Genomic DNA, 24,224 nt, shown 5'->3' on the forward strand with positions numbered 1-24,224 from the left:
CGACGCGCACCCCACCAGAGCCGAGCAGATCGCGCGCCATGGCGGCGTTCTTAACAAGCCCAGCCTTATTAAGAACAGCGGCAATCGGCATGTCTATCTCCGAAACCAACTCAATCTCGGGCAAGTCCTCTGGCAGCTCGCCATCCTTCATTCTATTACCTGCCGAGCGATGAGCCGTCGCAGCCGCTTCGTCGCCATGAAAACGCGCCACAATCTCTTCCGCCAGCTTGATCTTGATGTCACGCGGATTGGCTCCACGCTCAACGTCAGAGCGGAACTCGGCGATCTCTTCCTCCGAGCGGAAGCTGAGCAATTCGAAATACCGCCACATGAGCGAATCAGGAATCGACACCAGCTTGCTATACATCACACCGGGAGCCTCCTGGATCCCAACGTAATTCCCGAGCGACTTGGACATCTTCTTGACGCCATCCAAACCCTCCAACAGCGGCATAGTCACTACACACTGGGATGACTGCCCGTACGCCCGCTGCAACTCACGCCCCATGAGCAGGTTGAATTTCTGGTCTGTCCCGCCGAGCTCGATATCAGCTTTGAGCGCGACTGAGTCATAGCCCTGAACCAGCGGATAGAGAAACTCATGGATGGCAATCGGCTGATTGGTCGAGTACCGCTTGCTGAAGTCGTCGCGCTCGAGCATGCGCGCGACGGTGTACTGCGAAGCCAGGCGTATGAAGTCCGCAGGCGACAGCTTATCCATCCATGCAGAGTTGAAAGCCACTTCCGTTCTTGCCGGATCCAGAATCTTGAAGACTTGAGCCTTATAGGTCTCGGCATTCTCCAGCACCTGATCGCGCGTCAGCGGCGGCCTCGTGGCACTTTTGCCACTTGGGTCACCAATCATCCCGGTGAAATCACCTATAAGGAAGACCACCTGATGCCCCAGATCCTGGAGCTGACGCATCTTGTTGATCAGTACTGTGTGACCGAGGTGAAGATCGGGAGCCGTCGGATCGAATCCAGCCTTGACGCGCAGCGGCTCGCCTCGCTCGAGCTTAGCGATTAGCTCAGACTCGACGAGCACCTCATCAGCGCCTCTCTTGATCACCGATAGCTGCTCTTGAACCGACTTCATGGCAATGCCCCGTACCATTTATTAAAGGGCGACAACCTTACAATATCGCAGGCCGTTTACAAACCACGGGCCCGAACCGACCGGCAGCTCACCCGCCGCAAGGGTTGCTTCATCAGGGCTTTGCTTATATTTTAGACAGTTATTTCCCGTTCAAAATGCCAGACGCCGAATGATGCCTTCCAAATCGAAAGCTCCTAACTACCCCAAGAGCCATCTTCTGGCTGCCAGTGGTGTAGCTGCGTTGTTGAGCCTGGCTCTGCTCGTGTTCCCTTCACGCGAGGTAGAAGCGAAGAAGACCTTCATCGACCTGAAACTGGAATCTTCTTTAGATCATTCCATCGGGGAGCAAGAAACGAATCTCCCGAACACGGACCATTCCCCTTTCGCACAACCACCGGCGCAAGGGCCGTCACACGAATCCAAGCAAGGCGGCGAGCCAGGCGAACTGAACGCTCAAGTCGTTGAACCCCTAGTGGATCCTCTCGAAAAAACCGTCGTGGTAGCCAACGGGGATACGCTATCGACGGTATTCGCAAAAGTTGGCCTATCGCCAGCAACTATGCATGCCGTGCTCTCAAGCAGCCAGGAAGCCAAGCAGTTTTCCCGACTGAGAATCGGCCAGACGCTTGAGTTCAAGCTGACAGAGCAAGGCGACCTTGCGAGCCTGCGAAGCAAGCTCAACAGCCTGGAGACCCTTGCCCTAGAGAAACGTGCCGACGGGTATGCCTTCAAGAAGGAGCAGATAAAGCCTGAAGTCGGTACGGTCTATGCTCGCGGCGAGATTGATAGCAGCCTGTTCCTAGCGGCGAGGCGTGCCGGTCTGAGCCACAATCTGACCATGGATCTGGCCAACGTGTTCGGCTACGACATCGACTTCGCACTCGACATTCGCAAGGGTGACAGTTTCGAAGTGCTTTACGAAGAGAAAACCGTGGGCGGTGAACGCGTCGGAACGGGCAATATTCTTGCCGCGCGCTTCACCAACCGAGGCAAAACCTACTCGGCGGTCCGTTATACCAACAAGGACGGCGCGACCAGTTATTACAATGCTGACGGGACCAGCATGCGAAAGGCGTTCATTCGAACTCCGGTCGACTTCGCCAGGATCAGCTCCCGATTCTCCAATGGCCGCAAGCATCCGATTCTGAACAAAATCCGCGCCCACAAAGGCGTCGATTACGCCGCACCACGCGGAACCCCGATCAAGAGCGCCGGCGATGGCAAGGTACTGCTTGCTGGACGCAAAGGGGGATACGGAAACACGGTGATCATTCAGCACGGCCAACGCTATCGTACGCTCTACGCTCACATGCAAGGATTCGCCAAGGGCGTGCGCAATGGATCAAGCGTCAAGCAGGGGCAGATCATCGGCTACATCGGCACTACCGGTCTTTCTACCGGTCCGCACCTGCATTACGAGTTTCAGGTGGACGGCGTCCATGTAGATCCGCTGGGCCTGAAGCTGCCCATGGCTGACCCAATCGCCAAGAATGAAAAGCAGCGTTTCATGCAGCTGAGCCAGCCACTCATGGCTCGCATGGACGAAGAGAAGGCAACCATGCTGGCCCTTAACCAGGAATAAACATGTCCCTGTATCTGGGCGTGATGTCTGGTACCAGCCTGGATGGGCTGGATGTCGCACTTGTCGAGCAAAACAGCCACACGCGACTGCTCGCCACACACTTCGTGCCCATGCCAGCATCGCTTCGCCAGGATCTTCTTGCCCTGTGCTCGCCTGGGCAAGACGAATTGGCGCGCTGCGCCATCGCCGAGCAGCATTGGGTGCAGCTGGCAGCAGAAGCAATTCTCAATTTGCTGGGCGAACAGCGGTTATCACCGCAAGCGATACGCGCCATCGGGAGCCACGGACAGACCGTTAGGCACGAGCCGCATCGAGGTTTCACGATACAGATTGGCAATCCTGCGCTACTGGCTGAGCTGACCGGCATCAATGTCGTTGCCGACTTTCGCCGGCGTGATGTTGCTGCTGGCGGCCAGGGCGCACCTCTGGTGCCAGCCTTTCATGAGGCCGTCTTTGGAGACAGCAGCAAGGCTCGCGCAGTGCTGAACATAGGTGGCTTTTGCAACCTAAGCCTTTTGTCCCCGGGCCAACCCTCTTACGGTTTCGATTGCGGCCCCGGAAATGTCTTGATGGACGCCTGGGTATGGCGCCACATGGCGCAACCGTTCGATCGTAATGGCGACTGGGCGGCGCAGGGTACGGTGGTGCAACCATTGCTCGACGCCATGCTCGCTGAAGAGTTCTTCACGACGAAGGGCCCCAAGAGCACCGGACGCGAACTATTCAATCCTGCCTGGCTTGATGAACACCTCGCCCGTTATGAAGCCATGCGCCCTGAAGACGTCCAGGCAACCTTGCTGGAGCTCACGGCCAGTAGCATCTGCGATTCACTTATGGCAGCACAACCCGACACGGAAGAACTACTGGTTTGCGGCGGGGGCGCGCACAACCAAGCATTGATGCATCGCTTGGAAGCGCTGCTCCCGCGCAGCCAAGTGCTCAGCACACAGAGCCACGGCGTTCCGCCGGACTGGGTGGAAGCGATGGCGTTCGCCTGGCTGGCCCATTGTTGTTTGGAAGGAATACCTGCAAATCGCCCGCGAGTGACCGGTGCACGCGGGAACCGAATCCTCGGCGCGATCTACCCGGCTTGAGCCCAAACGAAAACGCCGTGCATAGCACGGCGTTTTCCTTGCAGCACCAGCACTCAGATCGAGAAGGACTGGCCACATCCACAGGTAGTAGTCGCGTTCGGGTTCTTTATGACGAAACGAGAACCTTCCAACCCCTCCTGGTAATCGACTTCCGCACCAGCCAGGTATTGGTAGCTCATGGGATCTACCACCAAACTCACGCCCTCTCGCTCGATCACGGTGTCGTCATCGGCGATGTCCTCGTCAAACGTGAAGCCGTACTGGAAACCCGAGCAGCCCCCTCCGGTAACGAAGACACGCAGCTTCAAGCGCGGATTGCCTTCCTCGTCGACGAGGCTCTTCACCTTGCTCGCAGCCCCCTGACTGAACTGGATGGCGGTGGGCGTGAAGGATTCGACACTCATTGGGTTCTCCTGGCGTAAAACGCCCTACTGCGTTGACGGTGCATTATCGGCTTTCCCGACAAAACCGGTCAACTATTCGACATGCCCAGTCGGTCGGGCACGACACGTCATCAGGGTAACAAGGCTACATTGCCAAGGCCTGTACGCTCGTCCAGGCCAAACAGGATGTTCATGTTCTGCACGGCCTGACCCGAAGCGCCCTTCACCAGATTGTCGATCACCGACAGCACAACCGCCAAGTCGCCGTCCTGAGGGCGATGAACAGCAATCCTGCAAACATTCGCCCCACGCACACTGCGCGTCTCGGGGTGGCTCCCGGCAGGCATTACGTCGACAAACGGTTCATTGGCATAACGCTGCTCATACAGCTTCTGCAGATCGACCGATGCGTCAGTCACCGTTGCGTATAGCGTGGCGTGAATACCGCGAATCATCGGCGTCAGATGCGGGACAAAGGTGAGTCCGACATCAGCATTGGCGGCCCGGCGCAGGCCTTGGCTGATCTCGGGAAGGTGCCGGTGACCTTTCACCCCATAGGCCATCATGCTTTCGCCTGCCTCGGCGAACAAGGAGCCGATCTTCGCCGCACGGCCGGCACCGCTGACACCCGACTTACAGTCTGCAATCAAACGCGACGCGTCGGCCAGCCCTTGCTCGAGCAGAGGAATGAAACCAAGTTGCGTAGCCGTGGGATAACAACCAGGAACGGCAATGAGCCGTGCGGTCTTTATCTGCTCCCGGTTGACCTCCGGCAAACCGTACACCGCCTCAGGTAGCAGCTCGGGCGCCCCGTGAGGCTGGCCGTACCATTTGGCCCATTCGTCTGCATCCTGCAATCGGAAATCAGCAGAGAGGTCAATGACACGGGTACCGGCTGCTAGAAGCTCACCGGCAAGCGCGTGCGCCACACCATGCGGCGTAGCGAAAAACACCACATCACAGTCGCCCAGCGTGGTCGTGTCGGGAACGCTGAAAGCAAGGCCATCATAGTGGCCTCGCAGGTTCGGATACATGTCAGTCACCTTGACGCCATTCTCTGAGCGAGAAGTGATGACTGCCACTTCGGCCTGCGGATGCTGGGCGAGCAGGCGAAGCAACTCCACGCCCGTATAGCCTGTGCCGCCAACGATACCGACCTTGATCATGCCCTGCCCTCAACTGGATCCAGAAAGAACGCGATGATAAAGCTGCTTTGGTTTCGGGCCAACCGCCGGGATGACGGGCCTTTCCCCAGCCTCTAATATCGACGCACCTGTCCTTGAAGGATTCAATCGATGCTTTACCTCTGGCTCAAAGCGCTGCACATCATTGCGGTAGTCTGTTGGTTCGCCGGCTTATTCTACCTGCCCCGGCTATTCGTCTATCACGCAATGAGCGAAGACCAGCCTAGTCGGGAGCGTTTCAAGGTGATGGAACGCAAGCTGTATCGCGGCATCATGCTGCCATCGATGATCGCGACCCTTGGTTTAGGGATATGGATGATCGTGCTCAACCCTAGTCTGTTCAGTACCGGCGGCTGGCTGCATGCAAAACTAGCATTGGTGGCGCTCCTGATCGGCTATCACCACATCTGCGGCGCCCAACTCAAGCGCTTCGCCCGTGACGAGAACATGCGCGGTCATGTGTTCTATCGCTGGTTCAACGAAGTGCCAGTCCTGTTCCTTGTCGCCATCGTCATTCTGGTCGTAGTCAGGCCGTTCTGATCTCCCGAAGAGAATCTGTTATCCGGCGCAGGGTCCTGATTGAGCCACCTTGCCCAGGCGAGAACAGCGCTCTACTGTTCTCGCCCAACAACGTCGTGACATGGATGCCGCATGCAAGAAGCTCAGTACAGAATCGTCTTCAAAGGCGAGCTTGAATCCGGGATGAATCAGCAGACCGTCAAGGAAAACCTGGCGGCGTTGTTCAAAACCGACACCGGCAAGATCGACAAGCTTTTCGGCGGGGAGGCCACGGTCCTCAAGCGCCGCCTCACCAGGGCGGAGGCGGATAAGTACCTTGCCGCACTGCAGCGTGCCGGGGCAAAGGCCCACAAGGCTCAGGAGCAGCCCGCCCGAGAGCTCAGCCTGGTGCAGATGCACGAGGATACCGCTAACCCGACTGACCAGGCCGTAGTCGGGACCATGGAATGCCCGAAGTGCGGCCATGTGCAGGAGCGAGCCTCCATCTGCCAGGCGTGCGGCATTGTTTTCGATAAGTATCTGGCTCGCCAGTCGTTACTACAGCAGAACATGCCCTCTGCTGCCGCGCCCCCGAACTCGCCCTATGCGCCGCCAGCTGCCGACGTTGATGAAACCCTGCCGCTGCACGGCGAACTCAAACCCCTTTCGGTGTCAGGGCGGATCGGACGCCTGCGCTATCTCGCGTGGTCGATGGTCATCATGTTCGCCGGAGCGGGGCTGTTCGGGCTCGCGGCCATCATCATGGCCATGTCACCTACCGCCGGCCTGATTTGCATGGCTCTGGCAGGCGTTGCATTCGCGGTCGTCAGCGTGCTGATCGGCGTACAGCGTCTGCATGATTTTGGCTGGTCCGGCTGGTTGATTCTGCTGAACCTGGTGCCTGTAATAGGCAGCCTCTTTCCCTTCGCCATGCTACTGGTGCCAGGCACCAAGGAAGCCAATCGATATGGGTCGCCGCCTCCCCCTAACAGTCGCGCCGTGAAGTTACTCGCCACGCTGTGGCTGGTACTGATCCTTGTCGGTGTGGCAGCGCTACCGTCGCTGCTGAGCCTGTCCCGCGAAATAGGCTGATGAAGGCCCACGTAGCTTAGTCGGCGCACACTGTCCGCCCGCTCGCCCACTGGCGTAGCGCCGCGAGCTCTTCGGCCATGACAACCGATAGCGGCGACGTGGTGCGGATGCAATCGAGCAACATGGCCTGATCGACCTGTCGCTGTTGTGCCTGCGCCGCGTAGACCGCACTCACGACCACCTGCTCGATCTCGGCACCAGAGAAACCATCGCTGGCTTCGGCCAGCGATGCAAGCTCCAATGTGTCGGGTGCCAGCTCGCGCCGTTCGAGATGGATGCGAAATATGTCGATCCGCGTCGCCGCATCCGGCAAGTCGACGAAGAACAGTTCGTCGAAGCGCCCCTTTCGCAGCAGTTCGGGGGGCAGCCGCTTGATCACATTGGCAGTGGCGACCAGGAAGACCGGCGCAGCGCGCTCAGCCATCCAGGTCAACAGCGTGCCCAGCACTCGCTGGCTTACCCCGCCATCCATATCTCCGACTGCCAACCCTTTTTCGATCTCATCCATCCATAGCACGCACGGCGCCATCTGTTCGGCCAGCGCGAGTGCTTCTCGCAAATTCCGCTCGGTTTCCCCGAAGTACTTGTTGTACAGGCAGGCAAAATCCAGGCGCAGCAGTGGCAGCCCCCACAGCCCCGCTACGGCCTTGGCGGCCAGACTCTTGCCGCCACCCTGGACGCCGACGAGCATGACGCCGCGCGGCCGGTCGTCGGTCTCGGACAAGAACGCCGCCTGGCGCGCCGCCAGCCAGCGCTTGAAGTTCCCCAGCCCGCCGACTTCCGCGAAGCGGGCCGTCTCGTGTTCGAAGCCCAGCACACCGTCCAGATCCAGCAGCTGGAACTTGCTGCGATTGAGCTCCGGAAGATCTTCCTGAGTAATGGCGCCGTCATCGCAGATCAGATTCCGCGCCAGTGCGCGCGCCTCGGCATGGCTCAGACCTCGTAAGTTCTTCACGACCTGCTGCAACGTACGGTTATCCGTACGCACCCGCGCGCCACGGTTGCGCTCGCTCCAGCGGGTCGCTTCCTCACGGACGATGGCCAGCAGCTCCTCTTCGACAGGCAGGGACAGGCTGAAGCGAGACGAGTAACGCTGCACCTCCGGCGGAAGCTTGAGCGCATGGGATACCAGCACGACAGTAGGCGCCGAGGACGACTCCTTCATCGCGATGTCCTTGAGCAGGCGGACCAGGACAGGATCATCGAGATAGGGGTGCAGATCGCAGAACACGTAAAGATTGGCGAGTGGATCATGCTTCACCAGTTCCAGTGCGCTTGCGGGCTTGCGGCTGTCTTCTCCGCCGTGCAGCTCCCCGCCAAACACCAGGTGCCGCAGTCCTTCGGTGGCAGCCCAGACATACAGGCCCACACCGCGCCGAACGGCAAGCCCGGTCAACGTCTCGAGCACTCTCCGCTCATCCCACGACTCGACCAGCACCAGCTTGACCCGCGACTCCAGGACCAGGCCCAGATCATGAATATCGTTTCTCACGCCATCTCCCTGCGCAGGCTCACTCCGGCCTGGATGCCCTGATACACTGTGCGACCGATCTCCCACGGAGAACCGTCATGGATTGTCTTTTTTGCAAGATCGTGGTCGGGGAAATTCCCGCGCGCAAGCTCTATGAAGACGATCAGATTATCGCCTTCCACGATATCGCCGCTCAGGCACCAGTACACTTTCTGCTGATTCCGAAGAAGCACATCGCCACGCTGCACGACCTAGACGCGAAGACGGACAACGCGCTGGCAGGGCATATGCTTTTCACCGCCCAACGACTGGCCAGTGAGCAAGGGTGTCAGGACGGCTTTCGGGTGGTCGTCAATTGCAACGACTTGGGTGGCCAGACGGTCCATCACATCCATATGCACGTGTTGGGAAAACGTCAGATGCATTGGCCGCCGGGCTGACGGCCACACTGATAAGTTATCCATAACCTCGTTATCGGCCTCACCTCTCCAGGAGGGAATCATGTCCAGCCAACGTCACTACTCCCCAGCCGACCGCCTGTTGATGCAGGCCGACGCCGCGCTCCGTACCTTGCTACCGTTTAGCGGGCAGCCATCGAGGCCTTCGCCTGCCGTGCTGAAGAACGACAGCGAGCTCACCGAGAGCGAAACAAGGCACGTCGCCGGACTGATGCGCATCAACCATACCGGCGAAGTCTGCGCCCAGGCGCTGTATCAGGGACAGGCGCTGACGGCGCGGTTGCCGCATGTACGTCAGGCAATGGAACAGGCCGCGGACGAGGAAGTCGATCACCTGGCCTGGTGTGAACAACGGATACGACAGCTGGGCAGCCATACCAGCGTGCTCAACCCGCTATTCTACGGGCTGTCCTTCGGGATCGGCGCATCCGCCGGGCTGATCAGCGATCGCATCAGCCTCGGCTTCGTCGCCGCCACCGAAGATCAGGTCTGCAAGCATCTGGACGAGCACCTTGGCCAGCTGCCGGCGGGGGACGACAAGTCGCGGGCCATTCTCGAACAGATGCGCGAGGACGAAGCGCAGCACTCAACGGCAGCCATCGAGGCTGGCGGCCTGCGGTTTCCAGCCCCGATCAAGTTCGGCATGAGCCTGATGTCCAAGGTCATGACCAAAGCCACTTATCGAATCTGACCGGACCAGCCAGGTCCATGAAACTCACGAGACCTGGCTCGGCAATACAGCCAACCGTACCGGCCGGTGCGAACGGCTCATCCCAGCTCGACGATTTCGTATGAGTGGCTGATCTCCACACCTGCGCGACCGAGCATGATGGATGCCGAGCAGTATTTCTCGGCCGATAGTTCAACCGCCCGCTTGACGTGCGCCTCCTTCAATCCGCGTCCCTTGACGACGAAACGCAAATGGATGCGCGTGAATACCTTCGGATCCTCCGACGCCCGCTCGGCTTCCACGAAGGCCTCACAACTTTCCACCGCCTGGCGGGACTTCTTGAGGATGCTGACCACATCGAAGTTGCTGCAGCCGCCAAGGCCCAGCAGCAACATCTCCATCGGTCGCACCCCGAGATTGCGACCACCGCTCTCGGGCGGTCCGTCCATCACGACGACGTGTCCGCTGCCAGACTCACCGAGAAACATGGCGCCATCGACCCATTGAATGCGCGCTTTCATCGTCAGCTCCATAAAAAACAGGGCAAATAGCTTACCATGGCCCTCGGGATCGGCCGCGACGGGGCACGCGACTAAAGGTGCGTTGACCCTCTCGTTTCGATTGTCGCAACTTGTTGCCGGCGCACCTGCGTCTGTTAAGCTGGCGACAGCTGAATGACAGCGACATATAACAATAATCAGCCTTTATTAAGTACTTATCCGGGACCCACAGCATGGTAGCTATCACTCTTACGCCCAAGATAAAGAATATCGACAAGTTGCTCGCGCACTGCCATAGACGGCGGTACACGGCAAAAAGCACCATCATCTATGCTGGCGACCGTTGCGAGTCGCTATTTTTCATCGTCAAAGGCTCGGTCACCATTCTCATCGAGGACGATGACGGCCGCGAGATGATCATCGCGTACCTGAACGCTGGCGATTTCTTCGGAGAGATGGGGCTTTTCGAGAAAGAAGGTGCAGAAAAAGAACGCAGCGCCTGGGTTCGCGCGAAGACCGAATGCGAAGTGGCTGAACTGAGCTATGCAAAGTTCCGCGAGCTGACCCAGCAAGACCCGGATATCCTCTACGCACTCGGCAGCCAGATGGCCGAGCGTCTACGCAATACCACGCGCAAGGTGGGCGATTTGGCGTTTCTCGATGTCACCGGCCGTGTCGCGCGCACGCTACTCGATCTGTGCAAACAGCCGGATGCGATGACTCATCCCGACGGCATGCAGATCAAGATTACCCGCCAGGAAATCGGCCGAATCGTTGGTTGTTCCCGGGAAATGGTCGGGCGAGTGCTCAAGAGCCTGGAGTCGCAAGGTCTTGTCTATGTGAAAGGCAAGACCATGGTGGTGTTCGGCACCCGCTGACCGAGGCCACAGCGCCTGCCTGCGCAACGCAGGCAGGCGTCATTCCGGATCGGCAGGTGCGGCACGCGCCCGCACGCGATCAGGGAAGAACAGGCGCTGCAGTTCGCTCCCAGGTTGTTCGGCACGCATGAAGGCCTCACCGACCAGAAACGCGTAGACCTGATTGATTTCCATCAGCTCGACATCCGCACGATTGAGAATGCCGCTCTCGGTAATCACCAGACGGTCCTTCGGTACCCGCGGCAGCAGATCCAGCGTGGTTTCAAGGCTGACCTCGAAGGTATGCAGGTTTCGGTTGTTGATGCCCACCAACGGAGTATCCAGGTGCAACGCTCGCTCCAGCTCATCGCCGTCGTGCACCTCCACCAGCACATCCAGCCCCTGCTCCTTGGCGACCGCCGCTAGCTCATGCATGCGTGCGTCGTCCAATGCCGCAACGATCAACAGGATGCAGTCAGCCCCGAGTGCGCGCGCCTCGACCACCTGATAGGGGTCGACCATGAAGTCCTTGCGGATCACCGGCAGCGAACAGGCCGCGCGAGCCTGCTGCAGATAACTGTCTGCGCCCTGAAAGAAATCGACGTCGGTCAGCACAGAAAGGCAGGTGGCACCGCCTGCCGCATAGCTAGTGGCGATGTCGGCCGGCAGGAATGGCTCTCGAATCACGCCCTTGCTCGGTGACGCCTTTTTCACTTCGGCGATCACCGCCGCCTCCTTGCTGCGAACACGCTGCTCCAACGCTGCGGCAAACCCGCGCACCGGATCGGCCAACCTCGCACGCTGCTCGAGATCGCTCAGTCCAACCTGTCGGCTGCGTTCAGCAACCTCCTCGAACTTCCGCGCAATGATCTTTTCCAGCACGGTCGGCACGCTCATTTCTTGTTCTCCTGCTTGAACACTGCGGTGAAGGACACCAGCTCCTCCAGCTTGTCGCGCGCCAGCCCGGTACTAAGCGCATCGTGCGCCATCTCCACGCCTTGCTTGAGGCTGGTTGCCAGATCTGCGGCATAGAGTGCGGCGCCAGCGTTCAGCACGATCATGTCGGCGGCCTTCTGCCCGTTCTCGCTCTGCCGGCGTCCCAGCGCATCGCGGATCAAGGTCAGCGAGCCCAGGGCGTCTTCGACGTTGAGGCCGATGAGGCTCTGGCTCTTGATGCCGAAATCCTCCGGCTGAACGTCGTATTCGTGAATCTGACCATCCTTTAGTTCGGCCACATGAGTGGGCGCAGCCAGGCTGATCTCGTCCAAGCCGTCCTGCGCATGGACGACCAGGACATGCTTGCTGCCCAAGCGCAGCAGCACCTCGGCCATCGGTCGGCACAGCGCCTTGCTGAACACCCCGAGTACCTGATGGCGCACACCGGCTGGATTGGCCATTGGCCCGAGGATATTGAACAGGGTACGCAAACCCAGCTCGCGCCGCGGCCCAGCGGCGTGCTTCATGGCGCCATGGTGGGCCGGCGCAAACATGAAGCCGACACCGACTGTATCGACGCTGCGAGCCACTTGCTCCGGGGTGAGGTCGAGATACACCCCAGCCGCCTCGAGCAGATCGGCGCTGCCACTCTTGCCGGATACGGCGCGGTTGCCGTGCTTGGCCACCTTGCCGCCCGCTGCAGCGACAACGAAGGAGGCCGCCGTCGAGACGTTGAAGATATTCATCCCATCGCCGCCAGTGCCACAGGTGTCGACCAGCTTTTCCGTCGCGAAACGCACTGGCTCGGCCAGCTCGCGCATCACCTGCACCGCACCGACAATCTCGTCGATCGTCTCGCTCTTCATGCGCATGCCCATGAGGAAGGCGCCGATCTGTGCGTCAGTGCACTGCCCCGTCATGATCTGGCGCATCACTGCCTGCATTTCCTCAGTGGTCAGGTCCAGCTGACCGACGATGCGGTTGAGGGCTTCCTTGATATCCATCAGCGCATGCCTCCGGTCTGCTTCAGAAAGTTGGCGAACAGTTCATGCCCCTGTTCAGTGAGGATCGACTCCGGATGGAACTGCACACCTTCGACGTTCATCGTCCGATGCCGCAGCCCCATGATCTCGTCCACCGCCCCATCGTCCAGCTGTGTCCATGCGGTGACTTCCAGGCAGTCCGGAAGGGTTTCACGCTTGACCACCAGCGAGTGATAGCGGGTGACATTGAGTGGGTTGTTCAGGCCGGCGAAGACGCCCTGGTCATGATGGAACACCGGGCTGGTCTTGCCATGCATGGCCTGGCGAGCGCGAACCACATCGCCACCGAACGCCTGACCGATGCTCTGGTGTCCAAGACAGACCCCGAGAATCGGCAACTTGCCGGCGAAGTGACGGATCAGTTCCAGCGATACGCCGGCCTCATTCGGTGTACAGGGGCCCGGCGATACGACGATGCGCTCGGGCTTCAAGGCTTCGATCTCGGCCACGCTAAGTTCGTCGTTGCGTACAACCTTCACCTCGGCACCTAGCTCGCCCAGGTATTGCACGACGTTGTAGGTAAAGGAATCGTAGTTATCCAGCATTAGCAGCATTTGCGTCACCCTAAAGGCTTGAGACTGATCCAGCGCCCGCCGCGAGCTTCGGACGTCGCGGTAGCGACGCGGGAAGCGCTCGAAGGGCAGGCGTGAATGGCTATTTCGGCACGGAGCCAACGATGGGGATCAGGCGCGCCAACGCCACCGGGCATTGGCCTTGAACAGGCGCATCAGGAGAATACTGCTGAATATCACAGAAAGGCCTCGCAGGGCGGTCAGCGCAAAGTAGCCCATGCCAGGCCACGATTTCAACGGACTATACCAGAGCGATACCCGACAGCCATCGACAAGCGATGGCGAACCTAGCTACTCAGGGAGGCAATCGCATCAGGCAGCTGCGCTGCGCGAACCGGCCGCGCATACAGGAATCCCTGGGCCTGGCGGCAGCCGAGCCGGCGCAACTCGGCCGCAGTTTCCGCATTTTCCACCCCTTCGGCCAGCGTATTGAGCCCCAGCGACTCGGACATCTGGATGATCGCGGCGACAATGGCATGGCCATCCTCGTTCGCCAGGTCATTGACGAAGGAGCGATCGATTTTCAGCGTGTCCACCGACAGGCGGCGAAGGTATGCCAGGCAGGAATAGCCGGTACCGAAGTCATCGATTGCCAGCTTCACACCCAGGCCCTTGAGCCTTGCCAAGGTAGCCATCACCTGCTCGGTATTTTCGACCAGGCTGGATTCGGTCAGCTCCAGCTCGAGGGCCGCCGCAGGCAGGCCGCTCTGCTCAAGTGCTGCGGCTACGGTGTCCACCAGCGATCCCTGGTGCAGCTGCACCGCCGCGACATTCACCGCGACCTGCGGAACACCGAGCCCTTCGGCACGCCAGCGGGCAGCCTGCAGACAAGCTTCCAGAATGATCCACTTGCCGAGATCGACGATCAGGCCGCTCTGCTCCGCCGCCGGGATGAACCGCCCCGGCGACAGTAGCCCCCACTGCGGGTGCTGCCAGCGAACCAGTGCCTCCGCACCGACCACCTTGCCGCTGCCGAGATCGAGCTGCAGCTGATACTCAAGCAGCAACTCCTGCCGCTCGATCGCCAAGCGCAGCCCGTTGATCAGCAAGAGCCGGCCGCGCACCTCCGTATCGAGCTCAGGATTGTAGTAACACCAGGTGCGACGGCCGGCTTCCTTGGCCTTGTACATGGCCATTTCCGCATTGCGCAGCAGGCAGGTGAAATCCATTCCGTCGTCAGGCCCGACCGCGACCCCGACCGAGATCGAGACCACCATCTGCTGCTTCTGGATCATGAAGGGTTCGCCCAACCTCTCCAGCACATGCTGAACCACTGCGGAAGCACCATCGGCATCCCTCGGGTCCGCCAGCAGCACGACGAACTCGTCGCCACCTGCACGAGCCAGCACGGCACTGTCGGGCAGTACCGCCCGCAGTCGGGAGCCGGTGATACACAGCAACTCATCGCCAAACGCGCGTCCAAAGGAGTCGTTCACCATCTTGAAGTGGTCGATGTCGATATAGAGCACCGCCACGGCCCCCTTCAGGCTATGGGCCGCTGCGATTGCCTGGCGTGTACGCTCTTCCAGCAGACTGAGATTGGGCAGTCCCGTCAGGCTGTCGAAATAGGTGACGTAATCGGCACGCTGCTGTGCCGCCACCCGCTCGTTCATTTCGATGGCCAGACGCTGGTACGGGGCGCGCACGCTGGAAACGAACACCACCTGGTAGATGAAGCAGTAGGACACGATCTTGTAAGCATGTCCGAGCAGACTGTAGAAGCTGTTCACGCTGGTGTAGGCGGTGAAACACAGCTCGGCGAGGATCGAGATCAGCGTCGCGGCCAGCAAACCGTCGAAATAGGCTGCGTCGCTTTCTGCACGGTTACGCCAGAACAGCCAGGCGGCCAGCGCGAACAACGCGATCAACAGCCATTCCATGCTGACCTTGAAAGCGGTCAACCCCTGACCTTCGATGAAGGTACGCGGCCACAGCTGCGGCTGGAAAAGCTGCAGATAGCCCACCAGGGCCACCAGGCCCAGTGCCGATACGAGCAGCACATAGCGTGGCAGGGTCACGCACAGGCGGCAGGCTATGACCAAGAGCGTCAGCGCGAGCACGAAGCGGGACACCAGCCAGAACGCGATCGCCTTCTCCGGTGACGCAGGCGTCACCCAGAGAGGCATGCCTTGGTAGGAAAGCGTGTGCGCCATATCGAGCAGCGCGATGGCGAGAAACGAACAGGCCAGCAGTGGGTTGGACAGATGCACCGGTTGCTGACTGTGCCAAGCCACGGCAAACACCAGAATCGCCACGGTGATGGCGAAGGTTTCCATGACGATGTGCAGGGGCAACGGAAACCAAACCGGACTACCTCTGAAATCCAGCAGGCTCGAGAGCAGGTAGACCAGCACCAGCAGCCCGGTGAGCGCGACGGTCAGCACTGAAGCCCATAACTGACGCGGTGGATTGGCAGAACCGGAGCTGGGAGTCAGGGGCATCGGCAGGTCGAAGATGATGGAAGTTGGCAGCCAGGCGCTCTAGCCCGGCGTTCACCGACTATAGGCATAGCCAACTGCCATTACCATACAAAGCACGCGGACTTTAGTCGCATTTCACCGGATAAGTGAATCGCGCCGCGTCCGGGTCAGTCGCTACCCTTCTCCGCCAACGCCACTGCGCGGAACATGGCGCGGCGCTTGTTCAGCGTCTCTTCCCACTCCAGCGCCGGCTGCGAGTCGGCGACGATGCCGGCACCGGCCTGTACATGCAGCTCGCCATCCTTGATCACAGCGGTGCGGATGGCGATGGCGGTGTCCATGTTGCCGTTCCACGCCAGGTAGCCCACCGCGCCGCCATAGACGCCACGTTTGACCGGCTCCAACTCGTCGATGATCTCCATGGCACGGATCTTCGGTGCACCGGAGAGCGTGCCCGCCGGGAGGATCGCGCGCAGCGCATCCATCGCCGACAGCGGCGCCTTGAGCTGGCCGGTAACGTTGGAAACGATGTGCATGACGTTGGAGTAGCGCTCGATGACCATCTGCTCGGTGACTTTCACCGAGCCGGTTTCGGCGACCCGCCCGACATCGTTGCGACCCAGGTCGATCAGCATCAGGTGCTCGGCCAGTTCCTTGGTGTCGGACAGCAGGTCCTGCTCCAGCGCCAGGTCGGCCTCCTCGCTGGCGCCGCGCGGACGGGTGCCGGCGATCGGTCGCACGGTAACCAGGCCGTCCTCGACGCGCACCAGCACTTCCGGCGACGAGCCCACCACATGGAAGTCGCCGAAGTTGAAGAAGTACATATAGGGCGTCGGGTTGAAGCAGCGCAACGCGCGGTAGAGATCGATCGGCGCAGCCCTGAACGGGATCGACATGCGCTGGGAAATCACCACCTGCATGCAGTCACCAGCCAGGATGTAGTCCTTGATGCGGCAAACCGCCTGCTCGAAATCCTCGCGGCTGAAGCTCGAGCGGAACGCCGGCTCCGCGCCGGGCCCGGCCTCGAAGTCCAGCCCCAGGCGCGGCACGACCGGCTGGCGCAAGCGCTGGCGCAGCTGTGCCAAGTAGGCCTGGCCCTGCGCGTAGGCGTCCTCGGCGGCCGGGTCGGCAAGCACGATGCAGTGCAGCTTGCCGGCGAGGTTATCGAATACCACCACTGCGTCGGAGACCATCAGCAGGATATCCGGCGTACCCAGCGGGTCAGGGTTGGGACAGTTGCCGAGCTTACGCTCGACGTAGCGCACACTGTCGTAGCCGAAATAGCCCACCAGTCCGCCATTGAAGCGCGGCAGCCCTTCGACCGGCGCAACCCGGTAGCGCTGCTTGAAGGCCTCGACGAAGGCCAGCGGGTCCTCGACCTCCAGGCTTTCCGTCTCGATCCCATCGACGGTCACCCGCACCTGATAGCCGTGAACGCGCAGCACGGTGCGGCAAGGCAGTCCGATGATCGAGTATCGCCCCCACTTCTCACCGCCCTGGACGGATTCGAGCAGATAGGAGTTCGGCGCGTCGGCCAGTTTCAGGTACAGCGACAGCGGGGTGTCGAAGTCGGCGAGCGTCTCGAACGACAGGGGGATGCGGTTGTGGCCTTCGTCGGCCAAACGCAGGAATTCTTCGCGGGTCATGTCAGCCTCGTGGTCTGAGGAGGATTCGATCGAACAACGGCAAACGCACCGGCCGGGCCGGCAGGAAGAGTCAGGCGCGCCAGCGCCAACGGGCCAGGGCCTTGATGACGTTCATCCATTGTTTGCGGCTAATCACCACGAGTTTTTCTCTTGAGGCGGGGCAAAAAGAGTCCGGCCACACTAGCGCAGCCCCGAATCCGAAGCAACCAGCAGGCGCAGGTCGTCGAGTACCAGATCCGGGCGCTCCTCCTCGATAGGCCGGCCATGGTTGTAGCCGTAGCTCAGCCCGACGCAGGGCACACCGGCGGCCTGCGCGGCCCGCACGTCATTGCGCGAATCACCGATGAACAGCGACTCGGCGGGCGTCGCGCCGACCTTGTCCATCACCCAGAAGAGCGCCGCCGGATCAGGCTTCTGCTGCGGCAGCGTATCGCCTCCAACCAGCCAGCCGAAGTAATCACCCAGACCCTTCTCCTCCAGCAGCGGCGCGACGAACTGTGCCGGCTTGTTGGTGATGACCGCCAGTGCCACCTCGTGCGCGGCCAGCCAATCCAGGCACTCACGCACCCCAGGGTAGACGGTGGTCAAGGCATGGCTGCCGGCATAGGCCTGCATGAACAGCGCCAACGCGGCATCGGTCTCGTCCTCATCGACACCGGCATGCTCGTAGCTACCGGCCAGGGCGCGGCGCACCAGCACTCGCGAACCGTTGCCGACCCAGTCGCGCACGCGGGCCACACCGGCCGGTGGGCGGCCGAGCAGCATCAGCATCTTGTCCACCGCGGCCGCCAGGTCCGGTACCGAGTCCATCAGGGTGCCGTCCAGATCGAACATCACCAGCCGCGGTAGCGTGCCGTCGAACAGTTGCTCCAGGCGAGTCATGGGCGGGCCAGCGCCAGCTCGGCGCGCATCTGGTCGATCACCGCTTTGTAGTCCGGCTGGTTGAAGATGGCCGAGCCGGCGACGAAGGTGTCGGCGCCTGCTGCGGCGATCTCGCGGATGTTCTTCGGATTGACGCCGCCATCGATCTCCAGGCGAATCTCGCGGCCGCTGGCGTCGATCAGGGCGCGCGCCTCGCGCAGCTTGTCCAGCGTGCCGGGAATGAACTTCTGCCCGCCGAAGCCGGGGTTGACGCTCATCAGCAGGACCATGTCGATCTTGTCCATGACGTACTTGAGCACGTCCAACGGCGTCGCCGGATTGAACACCAGACCGGCCTTGGCACCGCCGTCCTTGATCAGCTGCAGCGAACGGTCGATGTGCTCCGAGGCTTCCGGATGGAAGGTGATGTAAGTCGCGCCGGCCTCGAGGAAGTCGCCGATCATGCGATCCACCGGCTTGACCATCAGGTGCACGTCGATGGGCGCGGTGACGCCATGCTTGCGCAGCGCCGAGCAGACCATCGGGCCGATGGTCAGGTTTGGCACGTAGTGGTTGTCCATCACGTCGAAATGGACGATGTCGGCGCCGGCGGCCAGCACGTTGTCCACTTCCTCGCCCAGGCGGGCGAAATTGGCGGAAAGAATCGAAGGGGCGATGGCGAACGGCTGCATGACGACCTCGGGTTGCACGGCAAGATGCCGCGCATTGTACCCGAGGGGTCAGGGTTGCGGCGCGCCTGACATCCGCTCACGAATGCCGGCGCGCCAGGTCGGATCAGGTCAGCTCGTCGAAACACTCGCCGAGGATGGCCAGGCCGCGCTCGAGCAGCTCGTCCTCGACGGTCAGCGGCACCAGCACGCGCAGCACGTTGTAGTAGGTACCGCAGGACAGCAGGATCAATCCCTTCTCCCGCGCCCGGGCGACGATCTGCGACGTGAGCGCCGCGGCCGGTCGCGCCAGGTCGCCATCCTCGAACAGCTCAATGGCGATCATCGCGCCGAGGCCGCGCACCTCACCGATCTCCTTGTGCTTGGCCTGGATCGCCTTGAGGCCGGCGGTGAGCTTCTCCGCCACGGCCTTGCAGCGGTCGAGCAAATGCTCCTCCTCGAAGATTTCCATGACCGCCAGCGCCGCCGCGCAGGACAGCGGGTTGCCGGCATAGGTGCCACCCAGCCCGCCGGGCGCGATGGCATCCATGATCTCGGCCTTGCCGCACACGCCGGCGATCGGGAAGCCGCCGCCGACCGACTTGGCAAAGGTGGTCAGGTCGGCGACCACGCCCATCTGCTCCATGGCGAAGAAGGTGCCGGTGCGCCCGGCGCCGGTCTGCACCTCGTCGGCGATCAGCAGGATGCCGTGCTCGTCACAGAGCGCGCGCAGGCGGGCCATGAAATCCTTCGGTGCGACATTGAAGCCGCCCTCGCCCTGCACCGGTTCGACGATGATCGCGGCGATGTCGCGCGGCTCGGCGTCATTCTTGAAGATGCGCTCGATGCTCGCGATCGAGTCATCGACACTGACACCATGGATTGCGCAGGGATACTGCGCACGGAAGATCCCGCCGGGCATCAGGCCCATGCCGGCGGAGTACGGGGCGACCTTGCCGGTCAGGCCGAGGGTCATCATGGTGCGGCCGTGATAGGCGCCGGTGAAGGCAATCACGCCGGCACGGCCGGTGGCGGCGCGGGCGATCTTCACCGCGTTCTCCACGGCCTCGGAGCCGGTGGTGACCAGCAGGGTCTTTTTGGCGAAATCACCCGGCACCCGCGCGTTGATCTTCTCGCACAGCTCGACGTACGGCTCGTAGGCCAGCACCTGGAAGCAGGTGTGGGTGAGCTTGTGCAGCTGGTCTTCCACCGCCTTGACGATCTTCGGATGCAGGTGGCCGGTATTCAGCACGGCAATGCCGCCGGCGAAATCGATGAACTCGCGGCCCTCCACATCCACCACGCTGCTGTTCTTCGCGTGGTCGGCAAAGATCGGGTGGATCTGGCCGACGCCACGGGGAACAGCGGCGACACGGCGTTGCATCAGGGATTCGTTGGTCTTGCTCATAAGCTCCTCGGTAGCCGCTCATCGTCGGCACGGGTCGGAAAGAACGCCAGGAAGCGGGTGCGGCAGCATACGATGATCGACTGCCGCACCATCCGAAGCGTTCGGATTACAGTAAAACTCCGTGCATTATTTTGCACGCCTGATTTGAGCCGCTTGGTCAGATGCCGCCCAGGCACAGGTATTTGATTTCCACGTATTCATCCAGGCCGTACTTCGAGCCTTCACGACCGAGGCCCGATGCCTTCATGCCACCGAACGGCGCCACCTCGGTGGAAATCACCCCAGTGTTGATGCCGACCATGCCGTACTCCAGCGCCTCGGCGACGCGGAACACGCGGCTCAGGTCGCGTGCGTAGAAGTAGGCGGCGAGGCCGAACTCGGTGTCGTTGGCCTGGCGGATCACCTCGGCCTCATCGCGGAAGCGGAACAGCGGCGCCAGCGGGCCGAAGGTTTCCTCGCGCGCCACGGCCATCTCGGCAGTGACGCCGCCCACCAGCGTCGGCTCGAAGAAGTTGCCACCCAAGACATGGGGCTTGCCGCCGGCCAGCAGGGTGGCGCCATTGTCCAGCGCGTCCTGCAGATGGCGCTGCACCTTGGCCACGGCTGCGGCGTCGATCAGCGGACCGGTGGTCACGCCCTCCTCCGCTCCGTTGCCGACCTTCAGCCGCGCGACCGCCGCGGAGAATTTGTCGACGAAGGCGTCGTAGATGCCGTCCTGCACGTAGATGCGATTGGCACATACGCAGGTCTGCCCGGCGTTGCGGTACTTGGAGATCATCGCGCCCTCGACCGCCGCGTCCAGATCGGCGTCGTCGAAGACGATAAAGGGCGCGTTGCCGCCAAGCTCCAAGGAGAGCTTCTTCAGCGTCGGCGCGCACTGCTGCATCAGCTTGATGCCCACCGCCGTCGAGCCGGTGAACGAGAGCTTGCGCACCACCGGGTGTTCACAGAGCTCGGCGCCCACTTCGCGGGACATGGCGGCATCGGCGGTGATCACGCTGAACAGCCCCGCCGGGATGCCCGCGCGCTCGGCCAGTGCGGCCAGTGCCAGCGCCGAGAATGGTGTCTGCGGTGCCGGCTTGAGCACCATGGCGCAGCCCGCGGCGAGGGCCGGGCCGGCCTTGCGGGTGATCATCGCGCTGGGGAAATTCCACGGCGTGATTGCCGCGGTGACACCGACCGGCTCCTTCTGCACCAGGATGCGCTTGTCGCCCGCGTGGGCCGGGATCACGTCGCCGTACAGGCGCTTGCCTTCCTCGGCGAACCATTCGAGGAAGGATGCGGCGTAGGCCACCTCACCCCGCGCCTCGGCCAGCGGCTTACCCTGTTCGGCGGTCATGATCCGCGCCAGGTCTTCCTGATTCTCCAGCATCAGTTCGTACCACCGCCGCAGGCCCGCAGCGCGCTCCTTCGCGGTCAGCGCGCGCCAGGCCGGCTGGGCTGCCTGCGCGGCTTCGATGGCGCGGCGGGTTTCACCACGGCCCATGTTCGGCACGGCGCCGATCAGCTCGCCGGTGGCCGGGTTGAAGATCTCGGTGCGCGCGCCACTGTCGGCCTCGCACCATTCACCGTTGAGATAGGCCGTTTGGCGCAACAGATGGGGTTGCCCAAGTTGCAGAGTCATGTGCGTATTCCGTCAGGCAGGTTGTTGGGTGCGCAGCTTCTCGGCGCGGCCTCGCAGCCACTCCAGGGTCAGCAGCAGAGCGATGGAGAAGCCGATCAGCAACGTCGCCGCGGCGGCGATGGTCGGGCTGAGGTTCTCGCGGATGCCGCTGAACATCTGCCGTGGCAGGGTGATCTGCTCGGGGCCGGCGAGGAACAGCGTCACCACCACTTCATCGAACGAGGTGGCGAAGGCGAACAGCGCGCCGGAAATCACCCCCGGTGCGATCAGCGGCAGGGTCACCCGGAAGAACGCCGTCAGCGGCGAGGCGCCGAGACTGGCCGCAGCGCGCACCAGGTTGTAGTTGAAGCCCTGCAGCGTCGCCGACACCGTGATGATCACGAACGGCACGCCGAGCACCGCGTGCACCAGGATCAGCGACAGGTAGCTGTTGCCCATGCCCAGCGGTGCGAAGAACAGGTAGCTGGCGACACCGATGATCACCACCGGCACCACCATCGGCGAGATCAGCACTGTCATCAGCAGCGCCTTGCCGCGGAACTCCGCGCGGGTCAGGCCGACCGCCGCCAGGGTGCCAAGGACCACGGCGAGCAAGGTCGCGGCTGGCGCGATGAGCAGGCTGTTCTTCAGCGAGCGCATCCAGTCCGCCGAGGTGAACAGCGCCTCGTACCAGCGCAACGAGAACCCCTGCAGCGGATAGACCAGGAACGAGCCGGAGTTGAACGACAGCGGCACGATGACCAGCACCGGCACGATCAGAAACAGCAGCACCAGCGCGCAGAGGATGCGCAGCGCGTAGTACCAGGCCCGTTCGACGGGCGACATGTAGGGGCTCAGCATGAACGGTTCTCCTGGCCGGCATGAAGACTCTGAAAAGGCGGCCGCGCCGCGACGTGCGTCATCTCAACCCAGCCGCAGGCGACTGGCACCGACCAGCCAGCTGTAGATGACGTACAGCAGCATGGTGGCGAGCAGCAGCAGGCCGCCCAGCGCCGTGGCCATGCCCCAGTTGATGGTGGTGTTGGTATAGAAGGCGACGAAATAGCTGACCATCTGGTCGTTCGGGCTGCCGAGCAGCGCCGGGGTGATGTAGTAGCCGATGGCGATGATGAACACCAGCAGGCTGCCGGCACCGACCCCGGCCAGCGTCTGCGGGAAGTACACCCGCCAGAAGCTGGCGAACGGGTGACAGCCCAGCGAGACCGCCGCACGCATGTAGCTCGGCGAGATGTTCTTCATCACGCTGTAGATCGGCAGGATCATGAACGGCAGCAGGATGTGCACCATGGCGATGTACACACCGGTGCGGTTGAACACCAGCTGCAGCGGCTCGTCGATCAGGCCCATCTTGAGCAGCGCGCCGTTGATCAGCCCGCCCGACTGCAGCAGCACGATCCACGCGGCGACGCGCACCAGAATCGAGGTCCAGAACGGCAGCAGCACCAGGATCATCAGCAGGTTGCTCTGCCGCGCCGGCAGGTTGGCCAACAGATAGGCCAGCGGATAGGCCAGCAGCAGGCAGACCACCGTGATCACCAGGCCCATCCAGAAGGTCCGGGCAAAGATGTCCAGATACACCGCCTGATCCGGCGAGACCTTGGCCAGTTCACCCAGCTCGTCAATGCGGTGATCCAGCGCCGCCAGCAGGTAATAACCGGTCACCGCACTGTCGTTACGCTGGATGATCTGCCAGAACGCCGGATCGCCCCAGCGCTCGTCGAGCGACTCCAGCGCCTCCTGATACGACGCGGGCGTCTCGCGGAACGGCAGCGCTCGCGCGGTCTTGGTCAGCAGGCTGCGGTAGCCGGCCAGCTCCATGTTCAGCCGCTTGGACAGATCGCCCAGGGTTTGCTCGCGACGCGCCTGATAGAGATCCTCGGCCAATGCCTGGTAGGCGGGTTCCGCCGGCAGTCCGCGACCATCCCATGCGGCCAGCGCCTCCAGCGTGCGTGGCAGCGTGTTCACCACCTCCGGATTCTCGACGCTGCGCCAGAGCAGCGAGGCGATGGGCACCAGAAAGGTCAGCAGCACGAACAGCAGCAGCGGCAGGATCAGCGCCTGCGACTTGAGCTTGTTCACCCGCTCGGCCCGTGCCAGTCGCTGTTTCAGATTGGGCTCGGCGATCTCGTTCGCCGGCAGGGATATTGCTGTGGCCATGAAG

Annotated in this window: 23 protein-coding genes (1 of these 23 cut by a window edge); 7 read left to right on the plus strand and 16 right to left on the minus strand. The window is 61.9% G+C overall.

Going from position 1 to position 24,224, the window contains the following annotated elements:
• Positions 1–1,096 carry the 5' portion of a tyrosine--tRNA ligase gene (tyrS, locus tag ACX1DW_RS13640; RefSeq protein ID WP_200600368.1) on the minus strand. 104 nt of this gene lie to the left of the window's left edge, so the window shows 1,096 of its 1,200 coding nt (coding positions 1–1,096); its start codon is at positions 1,094–1,096; its stop codon lies beyond the left edge, outside the window.
• Positions 1,097–1,265: 169 nt separating this feature from the next.
• On the opposite strand from tyrS, the gene ACX1DW_RS13645 reads away from it, so the two are divergent.
• Both ACX1DW_RS13645 and ACX1DW_RS13650 read left to right on the plus strand, forming a co-directional pair.
• Complete coding sequence (locus ACX1DW_RS13645; RefSeq protein WP_102839641.1) at positions 1,266–2,678, plus strand: peptidoglycan DD-metalloendopeptidase family protein; 1,413 nt, start codon at positions 1,266–1,268, stop codon at positions 2,676–2,678.
• 2 nt (positions 2,679–2,680) lie between these two features.
• On the plus strand, positions 2,681–3,772 hold the full coding sequence (locus tag ACX1DW_RS13650) for an anhydro-N-acetylmuramic acid kinase (protein ID WP_200600370.1): 1,092 nt from the start codon (positions 2,681–2,683) through the stop codon (positions 3,770–3,772).
• A 53-nt stretch (positions 3,773–3,825) separates the two neighbouring features.
• Here the strand turns inward: ACX1DW_RS13650 and erpA are convergent, their stop codons facing one another.
• Positions 3,826–4,176, minus strand: coding sequence for an iron-sulfur cluster insertion protein ErpA (erpA, locus tag ACX1DW_RS13655; protein WP_003296689.1), 351 nt, complete (start codon positions 4,174–4,176; stop codon positions 3,826–3,828).
• Positions 4,177–4,286: 110 nt separating this feature from the next.
• Positions 4,287–5,321, minus strand: coding sequence for an N-acetyl-gamma-glutamyl-phosphate reductase (gene argC, locus ACX1DW_RS13660; protein WP_102839639.1), 1,035 nt, complete (start codon positions 5,319–5,321; stop codon positions 4,287–4,289).
• A gap of 129 nt (positions 5,322–5,450) precedes the next feature.
• Here argC and hemJ point away from each other — a divergent pair, with 129 nt between their 5' ends.
• On the plus strand, positions 5,451–5,879 hold the full coding sequence (gene hemJ, locus ACX1DW_RS13665) for a protoporphyrinogen oxidase HemJ (protein ID WP_063539679.1): 429 nt from the start codon (positions 5,451–5,453) through the stop codon (positions 5,877–5,879).
• Between the two features lie 111 nt (positions 5,880–5,990).
• Positions 5,991–6,929, plus strand: a complete 939-nt coding sequence (locus ACX1DW_RS13670; RefSeq protein ID WP_458991697.1) for a DUF805 domain-containing protein — start codon at positions 5,991–5,993, stop codon at positions 6,927–6,929.
• A gap of 16 nt (positions 6,930–6,945) precedes the next feature.
• Here ACX1DW_RS13670 and ACX1DW_RS13675 read toward each other — a convergent pair whose 3' ends face one another.
• Complete coding sequence (locus ACX1DW_RS13675) at positions 6,946–8,421, minus strand: AAA family ATPase (RefSeq protein WP_458991698.1); 1,476 nt, start codon at positions 8,419–8,421, stop codon at positions 6,946–6,948.
• Between the two features lie 77 nt (positions 8,422–8,498).
• Between ACX1DW_RS13675 and ACX1DW_RS13680 the strand changes: the two genes are divergently transcribed.
• On the plus strand, positions 8,499–8,840 hold the full coding sequence (locus tag ACX1DW_RS13680) for a histidine triad nucleotide-binding protein (protein WP_458991699.1): 342 nt from the start codon (positions 8,499–8,501) through the stop codon (positions 8,838–8,840).
• 61 nt (positions 8,841–8,901) lie between these two features.
• Positions 8,902–9,549, plus strand: coding sequence for a 2-polyprenyl-3-methyl-6-methoxy-1,4-benzoquinone monooxygenase (gene coq7 / locus ACX1DW_RS13685; protein WP_156245578.1), 648 nt, complete (start codon positions 8,902–8,904; stop codon positions 9,547–9,549).
• Positions 9,550–9,626: 77 nt separating this feature from the next.
• Here the strand turns inward: coq7 and ACX1DW_RS13690 are convergent, their stop codons facing one another.
• Positions 9,627–10,049: an OsmC family protein gene (locus ACX1DW_RS13690; RefSeq protein ID WP_063539674.1), complete on the minus strand. Its 423-nt coding sequence runs from the start codon at positions 10,047–10,049 to the stop codon at positions 9,627–9,629.
• A gap of 212 nt (positions 10,050–10,261) precedes the next feature.
• Between ACX1DW_RS13690 and crp the strand changes: the two genes are divergently transcribed.
• Positions 10,262–10,906, plus strand: coding sequence for a cAMP-activated global transcriptional regulator CRP (crp, locus tag ACX1DW_RS13695; RefSeq protein WP_037037793.1), 645 nt, complete (start codon positions 10,262–10,264; stop codon positions 10,904–10,906).
• A gap of 39 nt (positions 10,907–10,945) precedes the next feature.
• Here the strand turns inward: crp and trpC are convergent, their stop codons facing one another.
• From trpC to ACX1DW_RS13750, 11 genes are all read right to left on the minus strand, one after another.
• Entirely contained in the window at positions 10,946–11,782 is an 837-nt protein-coding gene (gene trpC, locus ACX1DW_RS13700; RefSeq protein WP_458991700.1) for an indole-3-glycerol phosphate synthase TrpC, read from the minus strand.
• The gene (gene trpD / locus ACX1DW_RS13705) at positions 11,779–12,825 is read right to left on the minus strand and encodes an anthranilate phosphoribosyltransferase (protein WP_458991701.1); all 1,047 of its coding nucleotides are present in this window, start codon (positions 12,823–12,825) and stop codon (positions 11,779–11,781) included. Before trpD ends, trpC begins: the two co-directional genes overlap by 4 nt.
• Positions 12,825–13,418 (minus strand): aminodeoxychorismate/anthranilate synthase component II, encoded by a 594-nt coding sequence (locus tag ACX1DW_RS13710; RefSeq protein ID WP_063539671.1) that lies wholly within the window; start codon positions 13,416–13,418, stop codon positions 12,825–12,827. The genes trpD and ACX1DW_RS13710 overlap by 1 nt, the downstream gene beginning before the upstream one ends.
• 305 nt (positions 13,419–13,723) lie before the next feature.
• The gene (locus ACX1DW_RS13715; protein WP_458991702.1) at positions 13,724–15,877 is read right to left on the minus strand and encodes a putative bifunctional diguanylate cyclase/phosphodiesterase; all 2,154 of its coding nucleotides are present in this window, start codon (positions 15,875–15,877) and stop codon (positions 13,724–13,726) included.
• Between the two features lie 146 nt (positions 15,878–16,023).
• A complete protein-coding gene (gene trpE / locus ACX1DW_RS13720; RefSeq protein ID WP_110778154.1) occupies positions 16,024–17,502 on the minus strand; it encodes an anthranilate synthase component I in 1,479 nt (492 codons plus the stop codon).
• Between the two features lie 180 nt (positions 17,503–17,682).
• Entirely contained in the window at positions 17,683–18,384 is a 702-nt protein-coding gene (locus tag ACX1DW_RS13725) for a phosphoglycolate phosphatase (protein ID WP_458991703.1), read from the minus strand.
• Positions 18,381–19,055, minus strand: a complete 675-nt coding sequence (gene rpe / locus ACX1DW_RS13730; protein ID WP_045159403.1) for a ribulose-phosphate 3-epimerase — start codon at positions 19,053–19,055, stop codon at positions 18,381–18,383. Before rpe ends, ACX1DW_RS13725 begins: the two co-directional genes overlap by 4 nt.
• A 103-nt stretch (positions 19,056–19,158) precedes the next feature.
• Positions 19,159–20,439: a 4-aminobutyrate--2-oxoglutarate transaminase gene (gabT, locus tag ACX1DW_RS13735; RefSeq protein ID WP_063539667.1), complete on the minus strand. Its 1,281-nt coding sequence runs from the start codon at positions 20,437–20,439 to the stop codon at positions 19,159–19,161.
• Between the two features lie 157 nt (positions 20,440–20,596).
• Complete coding sequence (gene gabD / locus ACX1DW_RS13740) at positions 20,597–22,057, minus strand: NADP-dependent succinate-semialdehyde dehydrogenase (protein ID WP_458993407.1); 1,461 nt, start codon at positions 22,055–22,057, stop codon at positions 20,597–20,599.
• 18 nt (positions 22,058–22,075) lie between these two features.
• On the minus strand, positions 22,076–22,903 hold the full coding sequence (locus ACX1DW_RS13745) for an ABC transporter permease (RefSeq protein WP_011911951.1): 828 nt from the start codon (positions 22,901–22,903) through the stop codon (positions 22,076–22,078).
• A gap of 63 nt (positions 22,904–22,966) precedes the next feature.
• A complete protein-coding gene (locus ACX1DW_RS13750; RefSeq protein WP_458991704.1) occupies positions 22,967–24,220 on the minus strand; it encodes an ABC transporter permease in 1,254 nt (417 codons plus the stop codon).
• Positions 24,221–24,224: the final 4 nt, after the last annotated feature.

It is taken from the genome of Stutzerimonas sp. KH-1 (genome assembly GCF_054483855.1).